Origin of the sequence: Corynebacterium sp. AOP36-E1-14, assembly GCF_052377495.1 — a bacterium.
Lineage (GTDB): Bacteria > Actinomycetota > Actinomycetes > Mycobacteriales > Mycobacteriaceae > Corynebacterium.
Genome location: NZ_JBQSWV010000001.1, coordinates 80,362 through 94,178, shown reverse-complemented (window position 1 = coordinate 94,178; position 13,817 = coordinate 80,362). Strand labels below are relative to the sequence as shown.

The 13,817-nt window shown below is 70.9% G+C and carries 14 protein-coding genes; 10 read left to right on the top strand and 4 right to left on the bottom strand.

Annotated features, from left to right (window positions below):
• The 3 genes from ACT3TD_RS00400 to ACT3TD_RS00390 are packed head-to-tail and all read left to right on the top strand — an operon-like array spanning position 1 to position 2,188.
• Entirely contained in the window at positions 1 to 942 is a 942-nt protein-coding gene (locus tag ACT3TD_RS00400) for an ABC transporter ATP-binding protein (RefSeq protein WP_301442590.1), read from the top strand.
• Between the two features lie 6 nt (positions 943 to 948).
• Entirely contained in the window at positions 949 to 1,701 is a 753-nt protein-coding gene (locus ACT3TD_RS00395; protein ID WP_444614737.1) for an ABC transporter permease, read from the top strand.
• A gap of 10 nt (positions 1,702 to 1,711) precedes the next feature.
• Positions 1,712 to 2,188, top strand: coding sequence for a hypothetical protein (locus tag ACT3TD_RS00390; RefSeq protein ID WP_301442588.1), 477 nt, complete (start codon positions 1,712 to 1,714; stop codon positions 2,186 to 2,188).
• Here the strand turns inward: ACT3TD_RS00390 and ACT3TD_RS00385 are convergent.
• Together ACT3TD_RS00385 and ACT3TD_RS00380 are read right to left on the bottom strand one after the other, a co-directional pair.
• Positions 2,175 to 2,891 carry a TIGR03089 family protein gene (locus ACT3TD_RS00385; RefSeq protein WP_441578772.1) on the bottom strand — a complete coding sequence of 239 codons (717 nt, stop codon included), beginning with the start codon at positions 2,889 to 2,891 and terminating at the stop codon, positions 2,175 to 2,177. The genes ACT3TD_RS00390 and ACT3TD_RS00385 overlap by 14 nt on opposite strands.
• A 27-nt stretch (positions 2,892 to 2,918) precedes the next feature.
• Positions 2,919 to 3,503, bottom strand: a complete 585-nt coding sequence (locus ACT3TD_RS00380; protein ID WP_301444286.1) for a VanZ family protein — start codon at positions 3,501 to 3,503, stop codon at positions 2,919 to 2,921.
• A 34-nt stretch (positions 3,504 to 3,537) separates the two neighbouring features.
• Between ACT3TD_RS00380 and ACT3TD_RS00375 the strand changes: the two genes are divergently transcribed.
• The gene (locus ACT3TD_RS00375) at positions 3,538 to 5,409 is read left to right on the top strand and encodes a bifunctional ADP-dependent NAD(P)H-hydrate dehydratase/NAD(P)H-hydrate epimerase (protein WP_444614735.1); all 1,872 of its coding nucleotides are present in this window, start codon (positions 3,538 to 3,540) and stop codon (positions 5,407 to 5,409) included.
• A 13-nt stretch (positions 5,410 to 5,422) separates the two neighbouring features.
• On the opposite strand, the gene ACT3TD_RS00370 is transcribed toward ACT3TD_RS00375, so the two are convergent.
• Positions 5,423 to 7,345, bottom strand: coding sequence for an LCP family protein (locus tag ACT3TD_RS00370; protein ID WP_444614734.1), 1,923 nt, complete (start codon positions 7,343 to 7,345; stop codon positions 5,423 to 5,425).
• 226 nt (positions 7,346 to 7,571) lie between these two features.
• Here ACT3TD_RS00370 and ACT3TD_RS00365 point away from each other — a divergent pair, with 226 nt between their 5' ends.
• From ACT3TD_RS00365 to ACT3TD_RS00350, 4 genes are all read left to right on the top strand, one after another.
• A complete protein-coding gene (locus ACT3TD_RS00365) occupies positions 7,572 to 8,465 on the top strand; it encodes an SDR family oxidoreductase (RefSeq protein ID WP_444614733.1) in 894 nt (297 codons plus the stop codon).
• Positions 8,466 to 8,471: 6 nt separating this feature from the next.
• On the top strand, positions 8,472 to 9,350 hold the full coding sequence (locus tag ACT3TD_RS00360; RefSeq protein ID WP_301443793.1) for a glycosyltransferase family 2 protein: 879 nt from the start codon (positions 8,472 to 8,474) through the stop codon (positions 9,348 to 9,350).
• A gap of 141 nt (positions 9,351 to 9,491) precedes the next feature.
• Complete coding sequence (locus ACT3TD_RS00355) at positions 9,492 to 10,541, top strand: NDP-sugar synthase (protein ID WP_301443797.1); 1,050 nt, start codon at positions 9,492 to 9,494, stop codon at positions 10,539 to 10,541.
• 427 nt (positions 10,542 to 10,968) lie between these two features.
• Positions 10,969 to 11,271: a WhiB family transcriptional regulator gene (locus ACT3TD_RS00350; protein ID WP_301443796.1), complete on the top strand. Its 303-nt coding sequence runs from the start codon at positions 10,969 to 10,971 to the stop codon at positions 11,269 to 11,271.
• Positions 11,272 to 11,286: 15 nt separating this feature from the next.
• On the opposite strand, the gene ACT3TD_RS00345 is transcribed toward ACT3TD_RS00350, so the two are convergent.
• The gene (locus ACT3TD_RS00345; RefSeq protein ID WP_441578767.1) at positions 11,287 to 11,787 is read right to left on the bottom strand and encodes a metallopeptidase family protein; all 501 of its coding nucleotides are present in this window, start codon (positions 11,785 to 11,787) and stop codon (positions 11,287 to 11,289) included.
• Between the two features lie 90 nt (positions 11,788 to 11,877).
• Here ACT3TD_RS00345 and ACT3TD_RS00340 point away from each other — a divergent pair, with 90 nt between their 5' ends.
• Both ACT3TD_RS00340 and ACT3TD_RS00335 read left to right on the top strand, forming a co-directional pair.
• The gene (locus ACT3TD_RS00340; protein ID WP_441578766.1) at positions 11,878 to 12,399 is read left to right on the top strand and encodes a DUF3499 family protein; all 522 of its coding nucleotides are present in this window, start codon (positions 11,878 to 11,880) and stop codon (positions 12,397 to 12,399) included.
• A gap of 27 nt (positions 12,400 to 12,426) precedes the next feature.
• The gene (locus ACT3TD_RS00335) at positions 12,427 to 13,803 is read left to right on the top strand and encodes a phosphomannomutase/phosphoglucomutase (protein ID WP_441578765.1); all 1,377 of its coding nucleotides are present in this window, start codon (positions 12,427 to 12,429) and stop codon (positions 13,801 to 13,803) included.
• Positions 13,804 to 13,817 lie beyond the last annotated feature (14 nt).

Genomic DNA, 13,817 nt, shown 5'->3' with positions numbered 1-13,817 from the left:
ATGATCACAGTAGAAGGTTTGACGAAGAGGTACGGACGGCAGGACGCCGTGAAGGACCTGACGTTCACTGTCCCGGACGCCGCGGTCACCGGTTTCCTGGGGCCCAACGGGTCGGGGAAGTCGACGTCGATGCGCTGCATGCTGGGGCTGGACAGTCCCACCGCAGGTCAGGCACTGTTCGACGGGGAACCGTTCGCGAAGGTCGCCGACAAGCCGTCGGTGGCCGGCGCGCTGCTGGAGGCGTCCTGGTTCACCCCCGCGCGCAGCGGACGCTCGCACCTGCGCGTCCTGGCCCGCGGTGCGGGCATCCCCGACTCCCGGGTGGAGGCCTGCCTGGAGCTGGTGGGCCTGTCCGCGGTGGGCGGCAAGAAGGTCGGCGGCTACTCGCTCGGCATGAAGCAGCGCCTCGGCCTGGCCGGCGCACTGCTCGGTGACCCGGCACACCTGATCCTGGACGAGCCGGTCAACGGCCTCGACCCGGAGGGCGTGAGCTGGATGCGCCACACCATCCGCGCGCTGGCCGCGGAGGGACGCTCGGTGCTGGTGTCCTCGCACCTGCTCTCGGAGATGCAGCTCACCGCCGACCGGCTGGTGGTCATCGGCCGCGGCGAGCTGATCGGCGAGTACTCCATGGAGGAGTTCCTCGCCGGCGGCAGCCGCGTGTCGGTCGAGACCGTGGACGCGCGCTCCGCGACGGTCCTGGCGGAGGCGCTGCGCAGCGCTGGTTTCGAGGCCGGGGCGGGAACGGGCGCGCAGGACGTCGTCCTGACCGTCGCCGTCCCCGACGGTGCGAAGGACGCGACGGTACGTCGCGCCGTCGCGGAGACCGCACTCACCAACGGCATCCCGGTCACCGCACTGGGTGTGGAGCACGACAACCTGGAGGCCCGCTTCCTCGAGGCGACGTCCGGGGCCCAGGAATACCGGACCGGAAGGAACTAGACAGACATGCCAACACCAACCTCATTGCTCAACGCCCTGCGCTCGGAGACCACCAAGGTCCTGAGCATGCGCTCGTCGGTGGTCTACACGATCCTGATGGTCGGCTCGCTGTCCGCCCCGGTCGCCCTGTTCATGATCTTCGCCGACGCCCCCGACCAGGTCGTGGACTGGGCGTTGCTCTCCGCCGGCGCGATGATCTTCCAGATCGTGGCGATCATCTTCGCCGCCGCGACCACCGCCGGCGACATCCGCAACAACATGCACGCCCAGGCGTTCCTCACCCAGTCCGACCGCTCCCTCTGGATCCTGGCGAAGGTGGTCGTCACGATGGTGTTCACCGCCGTGACCTACCTGGTGGGTACGGCGCTGGCCCTGGTGGCGGGGCTCGTGTTCGGCGGGACCGCGGAGCTCGGCACCGGCGTCGCGCAGTTCGGTGCGAGCCTGCTGGGCAGCGTCGTCTTCGCCGCCGTGTCCGTGGGTCTGGCCGCGGTGATCCGCAGCCAGGTCGGTGCGGTCGCGCTGCCGATCGTCTGGCTGATGGTCATCGAGGGCATGATCGCCATGGGCACGGCATACTACGAGTGGCTGCGTCCGGTCGCCGCCCTGGCCCCGGGACTGCGTCAGGGACAGCTGGCCTACGGCGCCGACCCCTACGATCTGGGGGTGAGCACCGTCGGCTGCTACGTGATCCTCGTGGGCTGGGTCGTTGTCATGACCGGTCTCGGACTGTGGCGCAACGCGCGCACCGACGTCCGGTAGCGTGTGCCCCATGGAGATCAGCATCGGGGACACCGGCCGCACACTGACCCTTCCGGAGCACTGGCAGGGACTGGACACCGTGCCGGAGGACGCGCCGGGCACGGTGGCCTTCGGGTACCGCACGGCGTCGAGCTTCGCCGCGGTGACCCTCGCCCCGCTCGACGGGCAGATGATGCCGGTCGACCGCGACGACGTGATCTCGGGGATCCGCCCGGCGCTGGAGGAGGCGGACGCCGAACTCGTCGACGTCGACGCCGGGGAGACCCCGTCCGGTGACCTGCTGGTCTACACCATCGTGCGCACCCCGGAGCCGGCGGAGGGCGAAGGCGCCGGGGAGGGCGACCAACTGAACCTCACCCTGCACTTCGCCCTGGAGACCGGCGAGTACATGGCCCCCTACATGGTCCAGGGGTTCCTCCTGGGCGACCAGGACGAGGCGCTCGACCAGGCACGCGACCTGGTCACCCGCGTCATCACCGCGGAGTGACGGTGCCGCGCTCGGTTTCGGCGAGGTGACGCAGCCGCTCGGCGGCGTCGTCGGTGGAGGCCACCACGGAGCCGCCGACGAACAGGGGGAGCAGGGTGTCGACCAGGCCGTCTGTGTCCGCCCACGCGCCGGTGACCGCCCGGGTGCCGGCCTCGAAGCGCTGCGCGGCGCGCTCACGAAGCTGCGCCCCGGTCACCTCCGAACCGTCCGAGGCGTGCAGCAGCACGGTCTCTGCGCCGTCTCGACCGCCGGTCTCCGGACCGGCGTAGCGGTCGCCCTGCACCCGCAGCTCCGGGGAGAGGTCCGTGACCCCGAAGTCGACGTCCCCGCCGGCCTCGGCAACGCCGCGTCCGAAGGGGTCGGTGGAGAGCTGGAGGATCTCGGCGTCTGTGTCGGGATGCGCATCCGGGTCCGTGGTCACCACCGCGGCCGCCGATGCCGCGGCGGGCGCGTCCGGTGAGCACACCGCGACCCCGGCCCGCCAGCAGCCGACGACGATGGCGGCGGGCATCCAGTCCGCCGGTGCGTCCACCACGACCACGTCACCGGGGCCCAGCCCCAGCTCACCAGCCATGAGGTTGCCGCCCTTGGCGGCCCAGTTGGCCAGGGTGGCGGCGGAGAGTTCCATGCGCCCGGCGTCCGTGTAGGTCGTCAGGCGGGGGGAGGCGGGGTCGGTCGCGAGGAAGGGGGACAGCAGATCCATGGCGACCACACTAGCGGTAGCGTCCGGTCACCCGACGACCTTGTCCGGGTCGCCGAGCGCCGGGCCCAGGATCACCAGCACCACGAAGACCAGCACCGCCAGCCCCACGGCCGCGGTGAGTACGGTCTGCCACCTCTTCGACCACACCGGACGCGAGGCGAACCAGCAGGCGATCCAGGCGCCGAGGGCGGCACCGGCGGTGTTGCAGATCAGGTCGGTCACGTCCGAGCGTCCCAGGGAGAACACGTACTGCGAGACCTCGATGCCCAGGCTGAACAGGGCGGCGATGCCCACCGTCCACCTCCACCGGCAGGACAGGACCATCAGCATCATGCCCAGCGGCACGAACAGGGCGAGGTTGCCGAGGATGTCGAAGACCCAGCCGAAGGTGGTCGAGGAGTCCTCGATGATGCCGAAGGGCACGAGACGCAGCTGGCGGACCCGCTGGTTCTCCGGCTTCCACAGCAGCCCGATGGTGTAGAAGGACTTCAGCGTGGTGAGCGCCAGGATGACCCCGGCGTACCCGACCAGGGTCACCGAGACCCACGTCCGCCAGGGCGTGCGCACGGCAGGTTCCACTTTGGCGGGGGAGGGTACGGCGGTGGTGTCCATGCGAAGAGACATTACCGGGCCGTAGCGTGTGGGTATGAGTCAGCAGGAAGCGTCGCCGAGAAACTACGAGGTCCCGGGCAGTCTGCAGGGTGAGGTGTTCACCGTCGGGGAGGTCCGCGCCGCGGAGCGTCCGCTCCTGGAGGCGCAGGACGGGCCGGACGCGCTGATGCGCTCGGCGGCGTCGGCCGTGGCGCAGGCCGCGCGGGTGATGCTCGCCCGCGACAACCGGCTCAGCGCCGACGACCGGGTCCTGGTCGCCGCCGGTGGCGGCGGCAACGGCGGCGACGCCCTGTACGCCGCCGCGGAGCTGGCGGCCGAGGGATGGTCGGTGGACGCCGTCCTGTTCGGACGCGACGGGCGGGTGCACCGACCCGCGTTGGACGCCTTTCTCGCCGCCGGCGGCACCGTGGTCGAGGTGGACAGTGTGTGGCGCCGTCCCTCGCACCACCGGCTGGTCGTCGACGGGGTGCTCGGCATCGGCGGGGACGGCGGTCTGTCGCAGGGGCCGGCGGTGCTGTTCGCCTACGCCACGGCCTGGTTCGTGCCCGTTCTCGCCGTGGACGTGCCCTCCGGGATCGCCGCGGACACCGGCGCCACCCCGGCGATGGTCGACGTGGAGGACCCGCCGGACCCCCGTGCCGAGGAGTGGAACATGCCGGGACTGACGGTGCTGACGCGGACCCGGGTGCCGGCGCACGTCATCGCCGACGTGACCGTCACCTTCGGTGGGCTGCGCCGGGCGCACGCGGTGAGCGCCTACTGCGGGCAGGTGCTGCTCGCCGACGCGGGCCTGGATCCGGAGCGGACGATCTCCGCGGGGTTGTCCGGGACCGTGCGGGACAGGGCCAGACTGTCGGTGACCACCGTGCGCGCGGTGACCCCGGGGTGCGAACGCCCCATGGACGAGGAGTACGACGTCTCCGGAACCCTGCTGCTTAACGGGATCGGACGCGCCCATGCCGACGGTGCGCACGAGCCCGGCCCCGACGACGACAAGTACTCCGGCGGGGTGGTCGGAGTGTGCGCCGGCTCGGCGGTGTACCCGGGGGCGGGCGTGCTCACCACGACGGCGGCGGTACGCACGACCAGCTCGATGGTGCGTTACGTGGGGCTGGGCGGGGGAGAAGCAGCGCAGACAGCCGCAGCGGAGGTCGTCCGGGCCTGCCCCGAGGTCGTGTGGTCGCCGGGCGTGGCGCGCACCGGCCGCGTGCAGGCCTGGGTGGCGGGACCAGGAAGGGGCACCGGGGAGGACGCCGCCGGTGAGCTAGCCGAACTGCTCGGCCGCCCGGAACCGTTGGTGCTCGACGCCGACGCGATCACCCTGCTCGCCGGACGTGGGGACCTGCGCACCGCGCTGCAGGGGCGGGCCCTGCGCGACGAGGCCCCGGCGGCCACGCTGCTGACCCCGCACGCCGGAGAGTTCCGCCGGCTGGCCGAGGTGTTCCCCGAGGTCCCCGACCCCGACGAGGACCGCATCGGCGCGGTCGTGGCGCTGTCGGATGCGCTGAACTGCGCGGTGCTGCTCAAGGGCCGGCGCACGCTGGTCACGGACGGCAGGGCGGTGTCCTGCATCGACGCCGGATCGTCCTGGGGGGCGACCCCGGGTTCCGGGGACGTGCTCTCCGGGATCCTCGGGGCCCTGGCCGCGGAGAGAGAGGCGATGTTCGGTGACGAAGCGAAGGCAGCGCAGGGACGTCCCTCGTTGCCGGACGACGGTGACGGGCGTCGTCCCCGGTGGAAGGCTGCTTTCCCGGCACCCCAGGCGGTGGTGCTGCATGCCGTGGCCGCCGAGTTGTCGGCCCGGACCCCGGCGGGGCACGCCCCGACGTCGGCGAGCCGTATCGCCGAGGCGATCCCCCACGCCGTGGCGTCCTGCGCCCCGACCGTGCGGACGCGGCGCTACTGACGCCGGCGGCGGATCAGTTGATGCACATCGGGCCGTCGCCGCCGGCGTCGATCGCGCCACGGTCGCTGGTGGCGTCCGACTGCTCCGGGGTGCCGGTGTTGCCGACGGTCCCGGAGTCACCGGAATCGCTGCCCTCGGCGCTCTCGTTCTCGCCGAGCACGTCGCCACCGGTGGCGTCCTCGCCGGGCGTGCCCACGTTGTCGGAGCTGCCCGAGCCGCCCGAGGAGCCGGACTCGCCCACGGCGGGCAGCGGCTCGTCGACACCGGTCTCGGAGGTGCCGGGGCCGTCGTAGGTGCCGGCCAGGGTCACCCTGATCTCACCGGGCTCCAGGCTGGAGTCCTCGACCACGGTCAGCCCGCCGAGCTGGTCGGCCAGGCCCCGTGCCGCAGGGTCGTTCTCGTCGGCGACGTTGACCTGGCTCTCGGAGATGCCGGTCTCGTCGGCATTGCCGACCTCGCCCATGCCGTAGCCGGCGCCGGAGACCAGGTCGCCCACGCGGGCGGCGAGCCCGCTGACACCGCTGGCGTTGTAGACCGAGACGGTGGACTCGGAGGGCTCGTAGTCCTCGATGTCGCTGGCGGAGTCCTCGGAGTCGGAGTCGTCGGAATCCTCGGAGTCGCTGTCGGAGTCGTCACCGAGCAGGTCGTCGAAGAAGCTGTGGACCTGGTTCTTGTCGATGGTCACCACCGACTGCCCGTCGTCGCTGGTGCCGTCGATGCTGGTCACCGGGATGGTCTGGAAGGTCACGTTGCCGCCGGTCAGGTTCTGCATCTGGGTGGCGAGGCCCATCACGTCCCACCCCTCGTCCAGGACCACGGAGTCCTCGATGGCCTTACGCAGCTTGCTCAGGGCGGACGGGTTGGTCAGCGTGGAGGTGCTCAGCACCTTGTTGGCCAGGCTCGCCATGTAGACCTGCTGGCGGGTGATGCGGTCCAGGTCGCCGCGGGGGAGGTCGTGGCGCTGGCGGACGAAACTCAGGGCGTCCGGCCCGCTCAGCGTCTGTTCGCCGGCGGGGAACTTCGCGCCGGAGAGCGGCTCGTCGACGGCGTTGTTGAGGCAGACGTCGACCCCGCCGACGGCGTTGGTGAGGCTCACGAAGCCCATCAGACCGACCTCGGCGTAGTGGTCGACGGTGATCCCGGTGACGTCCGCGACCGTGCTGATGAGTGCCTCGCGGCCGGCCTGCGAGGACTCGTTCTCGATCTCCTGCTCGTCGGGGGTCTCGCCGGAGTTGACAGCCTTCTCCTGGAGCTCCTCCTCCTTGTAGAACTTCGTCTGACCGTAGATCGCGTTGATCTTCTGGTTGCCCAGTTCGGAGCCGCCGTCGACGTAGGTGTCGCGGGGGAGGGACACGGCCGTCGCCGAGGAACCGTCGTTGGGCACGCGGATCAGGATGATCGTGTCTGTACTGGTCGTTTCTTCCTCACCTGCGCGGAGCGTGTCGATCTGCTCCTGGGTCAGGGGCTCGCCGCGGGCGTTGGTGCGCGAGTCGATGCCGACCAGCAGGATGTCTGTGGCACCGTCGGCCTGGTCGCCGAGGTCAAGGCCGCCGGCCTGGCTGATGTCGGAGTTGAGGTTGCCGAACAAGGCGTGGGCGAAGCCTCCGCCGACGAGCATGATCGCCGACAGCAGGGCGAGAACCACCTTGACCGGTGTCGAACCGAGCTGGCGGTGCCCGGCCACGGCCGTGCCGGTGGCGGCACCGGCGACGGTGCGCGAGGAGCGTCCTGCATTGGTGCCCTCGGTCTGCCTGCCGTTGGAGGGCCGGCTGTGACGGGCCCGCCGCGGCTGGCCGTCCGGCCCGGTCTGGCTGGACTGTCCGGTCTGACGGGGCCTCTCGGCCCGTGGGGCCACCTCGTCGCGGCGGTGGTGCCGACCGCCGTGACGGGGGGCGTCTCCACGGTCGTTGCGCGGAGACCTGTCAGCGTCGCTCATTCCAGACCTTTCGGCGGGGTTCGTCGATATGTACACAAGATAGGGGGGACTCTACTAGTTACCACGGTGGTTGCCCGGATCACGTCGCGAACACGCGCCCGCGCGAGCGGCCGGTCAGGGGCCGGCCAGCGTAGAGTCGGTGCCCGATCGTAGTACCGGGTCACGCCGCAGGCACATCGGTGTCCGCGCCCGGCACGCAGGAGGTTCACGCACAGTGACGGTATGGGTGACCGGTGCACAGGGCCAGGTCGGACGGTGTCTCGTGGCGCTCGGGGGCGTGGGTCTGTCCCGCGCGGACCTGGACCTCTCGACCGCGGGGACCGAGGCCTTCCGCGGGACGGCCGGGGCCCTGCTGGCCGGTGGCGCGCCCCACGGGGACGCGCCGCACGTGATCATCAACACGGCCGCCTGGACGGACGTGGACGGCGCGGAGGACGACGCGAACCGCGCCACCGTGGAGGCGGTCAACGCCGTCGCCCCCGGCGAACTCGCCCGGGTGGCGCGCGACGCCGGGGTCGGGTTCATCCACGTCTCCACCGACTACGTCTTCTCCGGCACCGCGCCCGAGGGAGGACGAGGCTGGCGTCCGGACGACCCGATGTGGCCGGCCAACGAGTACGGCCGGACGAAACGAGAGGGCGAGCTGGCGGTGCTCGAGGCCGGCGGCACCGTGGTGCGCACCTCGTGGGTCTGGTCGGGACCCGAGGCCCCCGGACGAGACTTCGTCTCGGTGATGGCCACCCTGGCCGACAACGGCGTGGACCCGAAGGTCGTCGACGACCAGGTGGGACGTCCGACGTTCGCCGCGGACCTGGCCGCGGAGCTGTGGGCCCTGGCAGGGGAGCAGGTAGGCGCCGGCCCCGCGCCCGAGATCCTCAACCTCACGAACTCCGGCGAGCCGGTGTCCTGGTGCGGGCTGGCCCGCGAGGTCTTCCGCTGCACCGGCCACGACCCCGCGAGGGTGAGCCCGTGCACCACCCAGGAGTGGCCCACGCCGGCGGCGCGTCCCCCGTGGTCCGTCCTGGACCTGGAGGCATGGTCCACGCGCACCGGGCGCACGCCACCGGACTGGCGCGATGCGTTGCGACGGGGTCTCGGGGCCGGTTATCGACTAGGGTGAACTCCCGTGAAACCGATCGCCGTCATCACCGTCACCTACTCGCCGGGGGAGTACCTCACCCGATTCCTGGACTCCGTGCCCGCCGCGTCCGGACAGGGCGCGGTCGTGGTCATGGCCGACAACGGCTCGACCGACGGGGCCCCTGAGGCGGCGACCGCCCGCGAGGGCGTGGAGCTGCTGCGTACCGGCGGCAACATCGGCTACGGCGCCGGGATGAACGCCGGGGTGGAGGCGTTGCGGGCGCGCCGGGAGGCCGGTGAGATCGACGGGGAGTTCCTGGTGATCTCCAACCCGGACGTGGTCTTCGACGAGGGTGCGATCGACCGCATGGTCGAGGCCGCCCGCCGGCACCCGCGTGCCGGGGCGGTGGGCCCGTTGATCCGTGAGGTCGACGGCACGGTGTACCCCTCGGCACGCTCGGTGCCGACCCTGGGCGCGGGCATCGGCCACGCGCTGCTGGCACCGGTGTGGAAGGGCAACCCGTTCACCCGCCGCTACCTGGCGGACGCGGTGATGAACCGGGAGCGTACGTCCGGCTGGCTGTCGGGGTCGTGCCAGCTGCTGCGGTGGGAGGCCTTCGACGCCGTGGGCGGCTTCGACGAGCGTTACTTCATGTACATGGAGGACGTGGACCTGGGCGACCGCCTGACCCGGGCGGGCTGGGAGAACGTGTTCACCCCGTCCGCGGAGATCACCCATGCCAAGGGGCACTCGGCGGGCAAGCACCCGGAGATCACCCTGCCGGCGCACCACGACAGCGCCTACCGCTTCCAGGCGGACCGGTTGTCGGCGTGGTGGCAGGCGCCGGTGCGCGCGGCGCTGTGGGCGGGGTTGAGGCTCAGGGGGGCCGTGGCGGTCGCACTGGCGAAGCGGGCGCGCCGTTGACGGCGGAACTGCGTTCGATCGGATAACCTCCCAAGGGTGAACAGTGACGAACGAGACAATCCCTCACCCTCGACCCCTGACACGACCCCTGAGACCGCTGCGGACGTCAACTCCGACCTCGCCGCCAACACCGACGCGGTCATCCTCGTCGGCGGCAAGGGAACGCGTCTGCGGCCCCTGACCAACTCCATCCCGAAGCCGATGCTGCCGGTGGCGGGCTACCCGTTCCTGCAGCACCTGCTCGGCCGGATCCGTGAGGCGGGCATGACCCACGTCGTGCTCGGCACCTCCTTCAAGGCCGAGGTCTTCGAGGAGCACTTCGGTGACGGCTCCGAGATGGGCCTGGAGATCGAGTACGTTGTCGAGGACTCTCCCCTCGGCACCGGCGGCGGCATCCGTAACGTGCTGTCGAAGCTGCGGCACGACCGGGCCATGATCTTCAACGGCGACATCCTGGGCGGCACGGACCTCAACGCGGTCCTGCGCACCCACGTGGACAATGACGCGGACGTGAGCCTGCACCTGCTGCGGGTCGCCGACCCGCGCGCCTTCGGCTGCGTCCCCACCGCGGAGGACGGCCGGGTGGAGGCGTTCCTGGAGAAGGCGGAGGATCCGCCCACGGACCAGATCAACGCCGGCTGCTACGTCTTCCAGCGCGACGTCATCGAGTCCATCCCGGAGGGCCGTGTGGTCTCCGTGGAGCGTGACGTCTTCCCCGACCTGCTGGTGAAGGGGCGTCGCCTCTACGGTCACGTGGACCAGGCGTACTGGCGTGACCTCGGGACGCCGGACGATTTCGTGCGCGGGTCCTCGGACCTGGTGCGCGGGATCGCCCCGTCACCGCTGCTGGCGGGACGCAACGGCGAGGCGCTCGTCGACGAGTCCGCCGCCGTCGCCGGCGGGGCGCTGCTCCTCGGCGGCACGGTCATCGGCCGCGGTGCGGAGATCGGCGCGGGTGCCCGCGTGGACACCTCGGTGGTCTTCGACGGTGTGGAGATCGAGGCGGGCGCGACGGTGGAGCGCTGCGTGGTCGCCGCCGGCGCCCGGATCGGCGCCCGTGCCCACCTGCGCGACACCGTGGTCGGCGAGGGCGCCGTCGTCGGTGCGCGCTGTGAACTTCAGGGCGGTGCCCGGGTGTGGCCCGGGGTCGTGCTGCCGGACGGTGGCCTGCGTTACTCCAGCGACGTCTGACCCCCGTACGGGGCAGGCTCGGGCTGAACGAAAATATTTCGATATCTTGTGTCTCAGGGGCCGGATTCCGGCCCCTGACGTCTATATGTAGTGGTTAACCTCGCCTGATTCTCCCCATGTCGTGTCTGTCAGGACGCTGTGAATGCGCTCCGGGGCCCGCATACCGTTACGCGTGTGACTCATGTGACGGATGGGATCTACCGGCGTCAGCGAAAGGTTGACGCTATGGAATTACCCGTGTGTAATCTTTCCTGTAGGAAGAGGCCGGTGGAAGACCGGCACGGCGGATTTCAGTGAGGAGACAACGGTGGACAACCCGGCGGACGCCTTTCGTGGTCCCTTCTCAGAGGGGTCCGCAGCCGTGGACGGCGACGAGGTCCGTTCCAGCCGCGCAGGCGGTACTGGGGCGTCAGGGGAACTCCCCGACCTGCTCCGCGGCGGAATCGACGACTTCACGCCCAGCGCGTTCTCGGATCTGACGGAGGACTTCGACCTCCTCTTCGACGCGGTGGAGCAGGACTGGCAGGAGCAGGCTCTCTGCGCCCAGACCGACCCCGAGGCGTTCTTCCCCGAGAAGGGCGGCTCCACCCGCGAGGCCAAGCGCATCTGCCGGGCCTGCGGCGTGCGCGACGAGTGCCTCGAGTACGCACTCGAGCACGACGAGCGTTTCGGTATCTGGGGTGGGCTGTCCGAGCGCGAACGCCGCCGTCTCAAGAAGCGGCTCGGCTGAGTCCGACCCTGCCGCTCATTCCCAGCTGAACCCGGGGTCGATGACCTCGGGTTCGACGTTGAGGTAGGTCGAGACCAGGCGGGCGATCACGAACCGCAGCCAGTCCTCGGTCTCCAGCCGGTCGGCCGAGCGCTGCTCGATGGGCCGCCGGAAGATGATCAGTCGGGGACGGGTGGGGGACCCGGTCTCGTCCACGCCGGCGGGGACCAGCCGGCCCAGGGGCACCTGACCGTCGGCGGCGACCTCGTCCGACCAGTGGGCGGTGGCGGACTCCAGGCGCATGCGGGGCACCAGGTCGATCGCAACGTCCAGCCCGTTCAGCCGGTCACCGAACTGCTCGAGCACCGGCGCGTAGGCGTCCAGCACCGCGGTGTCGAAGAGCTCCGCGCGGGTGGCGTAGCGCGGCAGCCGCGGCATCAGCACGCCCCGCAGGCCGTGCCCGCGGGTGTCCCTGGCCAGGGCCCGGGGCGCGGAACGGTCCGGGGAGGGGGACCGGGGTGTGGAGGGACGCGTCATGTCCACGATCCTAGACCTGACCGCGGCGCGTCCCCGGGTCCGACAGGCGGGGTCGGCTCGTCCGGCGCGACGGTGGTCTCCGGGACTAGGATGGTCTCCGTGACTGACTACCGACAGTGTTCCAGGCCCGGCTGCGGGTCCCGTGCGATCGCCACCCTGCGCTACAACTATGCCGCCCGCACGGCGACCGTCAACCCCCTGGAGCCCGGGGACGATCCGCACAGCTGGGATCTGTGCGACCGTCATCTCTCCAGACTGACCGTCCCCGAAGGGTGGGGGCTGCAGCGCACGGAGGATCTGTTCCCGGAGGAACCTGTGCAGGCGGCCTCGTACGCCGGCGGTGTCCCCGACATCGCCGACGACATCACCGACGAGGACTTCACCGACGAGGAGATGCAGGCCCTCGCCGCGGCACTCGAGTCCGGGAGCGACAACGGCTACCCGGTCGAGAGCGCCATCGACAAGCTCACGTCGGCACAGCGGCACCCGGTGTCCCGGGTCGTGCGCCGCACCGACATCCCGCAACCGTCCGGCCATCACCCCTCACGGCGGAACCTGCCGGGACGAGCCCCCCAGCGTCATCTGCGCGCAGTGCGCTACGACGGCGAATGATCCGAGAAGAACACCAGGAGAGTTGACATGACACAGCGAGACCGGGAGGCCATCGCCTCCGTCATCAAGGCGTACGACGTGCGTGGCGTCGTGGGCGACGGTATCGACGCAGACCTCGTGCGCGACACGGGGGCCGCTTTCGGCCTGCTCATGCGGGGGGAGGGTGCCGCGACGGTCGTCATCGGCCACGACATGCGCGACAGCTCACCAGAGCTCTCCGAGGCCTTCGCCGAGGGGGTCCGGGGCCAGGGGCTCGACACCGTCTCCCTCGGACTGACCTCCACCGACGAGTTGTACTACGCCTCCGGCAGCATGGACTGCCCCGGGGCGATGTTCACCGCCTCCCACAACCCCGCGCGCTACAACGGCATCAAGCTGTGCCGTTCCGGCGCACGCCCAGTCGGCCAGAAGACCGGCCTCGGTGAGATCACCGACATGCTCGTCGCCGGCGTCCCGTCCTACGACGGCGCGGCGGGCGCCGGGACGACGAAGGACGTGCTGGCCGACTACGCCGCCTTCCTCCACGACCTCGTGCCGCTGGACATCCGCCCGCTCACCGTGGCGGTGGACGCCGGCAACGGCATGGGCGGGCTCACCGTCCCCGCCGTCCTCGGCGAGGACTCCGGGGTGCCGGTGACCGTCAAGGACCTCTACTTCGAGCTCGACGGCAACTTCCCGAACCACGAGGCCAACCCGCTGGCCCCGGAGAACATCGTGGACCTGCAGAAGTTCACCGTGGAGCAGGGCGCGGACCTGGGTGTGGCCTTCGACGGCGACGCCGACCGCTGCTTCATCGTCGACGAGCGGGGCGACGCGGTCTCCCCGTCGGCGATCTGCGGCATCATCGCCGAGCGTTACCTCGCCGACCACCCCGGTGCCACGATCATCCACAACCTCATCACCTCGAAGGCGGTGCCGGAGATCGTCCGCGAGCACGGCGGCACCCCGGTGCGCACCCGGGTGGGGCACTCCTTCATCAAGGCGCAGATGGCGGAGGAGAACGCCGTCTTCGGCGGCGAGCACTCCGCCCACTACTACTTCTCCGAGTTCTTCAACGCCGACTCCGGCATGCTGGCCGCGCTCCACGTGCTGGCCACTCTGGGCGGCCAGGACCGTCCGCTCTCCGAGCTGAAGAAGGCCTACGGCCGCTACGAGGCGTCCGGCGAGATCAACTCCGAGGTCGCCGACCAGGACGGGCGCACCGCCGCCGTCGTGGAGGCCTTCGCCGACGAGACGTCCTCCACCGACGACCTCGACGGCGTCACCGTGGAGCTGGCCGACGGGTCCTGGTTCAACATCCGTGCCTCGAACACCGAACCGCTGCTGCGGCTCAACGTCGAGGCGGCCACCACCGGCCGTGTCCAGGAGATCGTGGACAAGGCACTGGCGGTGATCCGTGCCTGAGACGTCCCCGAAGC

What these genes read in the sequence shown, in the direction of transcription:
- ACT3TD_RS00400 (WP_301442590.1), top strand. Translation starts at nt 1, where the DNA reads ATGATCACAGTAGAAGGTTTGACGAAGAGGTACGGACGGCAGGACGCC.
- ACT3TD_RS00395 (WP_444614737.1), top strand. Translation starts at nt 949, where the DNA reads ATGCCAACACCAACCTCATTGCTCAACGCCCTGCGCTCGGAGACCACC.
- ACT3TD_RS00390 (WP_301442588.1), top strand. Translation starts at nt 1,712, where the DNA reads ATGGAGATCAGCATCGGGGACACCGGCCGCACACTGACCCTTCCGGAG.
- ACT3TD_RS00385 (WP_441578772.1), bottom strand. Translation starts at nt 2,891, where the DNA reads ATGGATCTGCTGTCCCCCTTCCTCGCGACCGACCCCGCCTCCCCCCGC.
- ACT3TD_RS00380 (WP_301444286.1), bottom strand. Translation starts at nt 3,503, where the DNA reads ATGGACACCACCGCCGTACCCTCCCCCGCCAAAGTGGAACCTGCCGTG.
- ACT3TD_RS00375 (WP_444614735.1), top strand. Translation starts at nt 3,538, where the DNA reads ATGAGTCAGCAGGAAGCGTCGCCGAGAAACTACGAGGTCCCGGGCAGT.
- ACT3TD_RS00370 (WP_444614734.1), bottom strand. Translation starts at nt 7,345, where the DNA reads ATGAGCGACGCTGACAGGTCTCCGCGCAACGACCGTGGAGACGCCCCC.
- ACT3TD_RS00345 (WP_441578767.1), bottom strand. Translation starts at nt 11,787, where the DNA reads ATGACGCGTCCCTCCACACCCCGGTCCCCCTCCCCGGACCGTTCCGCG.
- ACT3TD_RS00340 (WP_441578766.1), top strand. Translation starts at nt 11,878, where the DNA reads ATGGTCTCCGTGACTGACTACCGACAGTGTTCCAGGCCCGGCTGCGGG.
- ACT3TD_RS00335 (WP_441578765.1), top strand. Translation starts at nt 12,427, where the DNA reads ATGACACAGCGAGACCGGGAGGCCATCGCCTCCGTCATCAAGGCGTAC.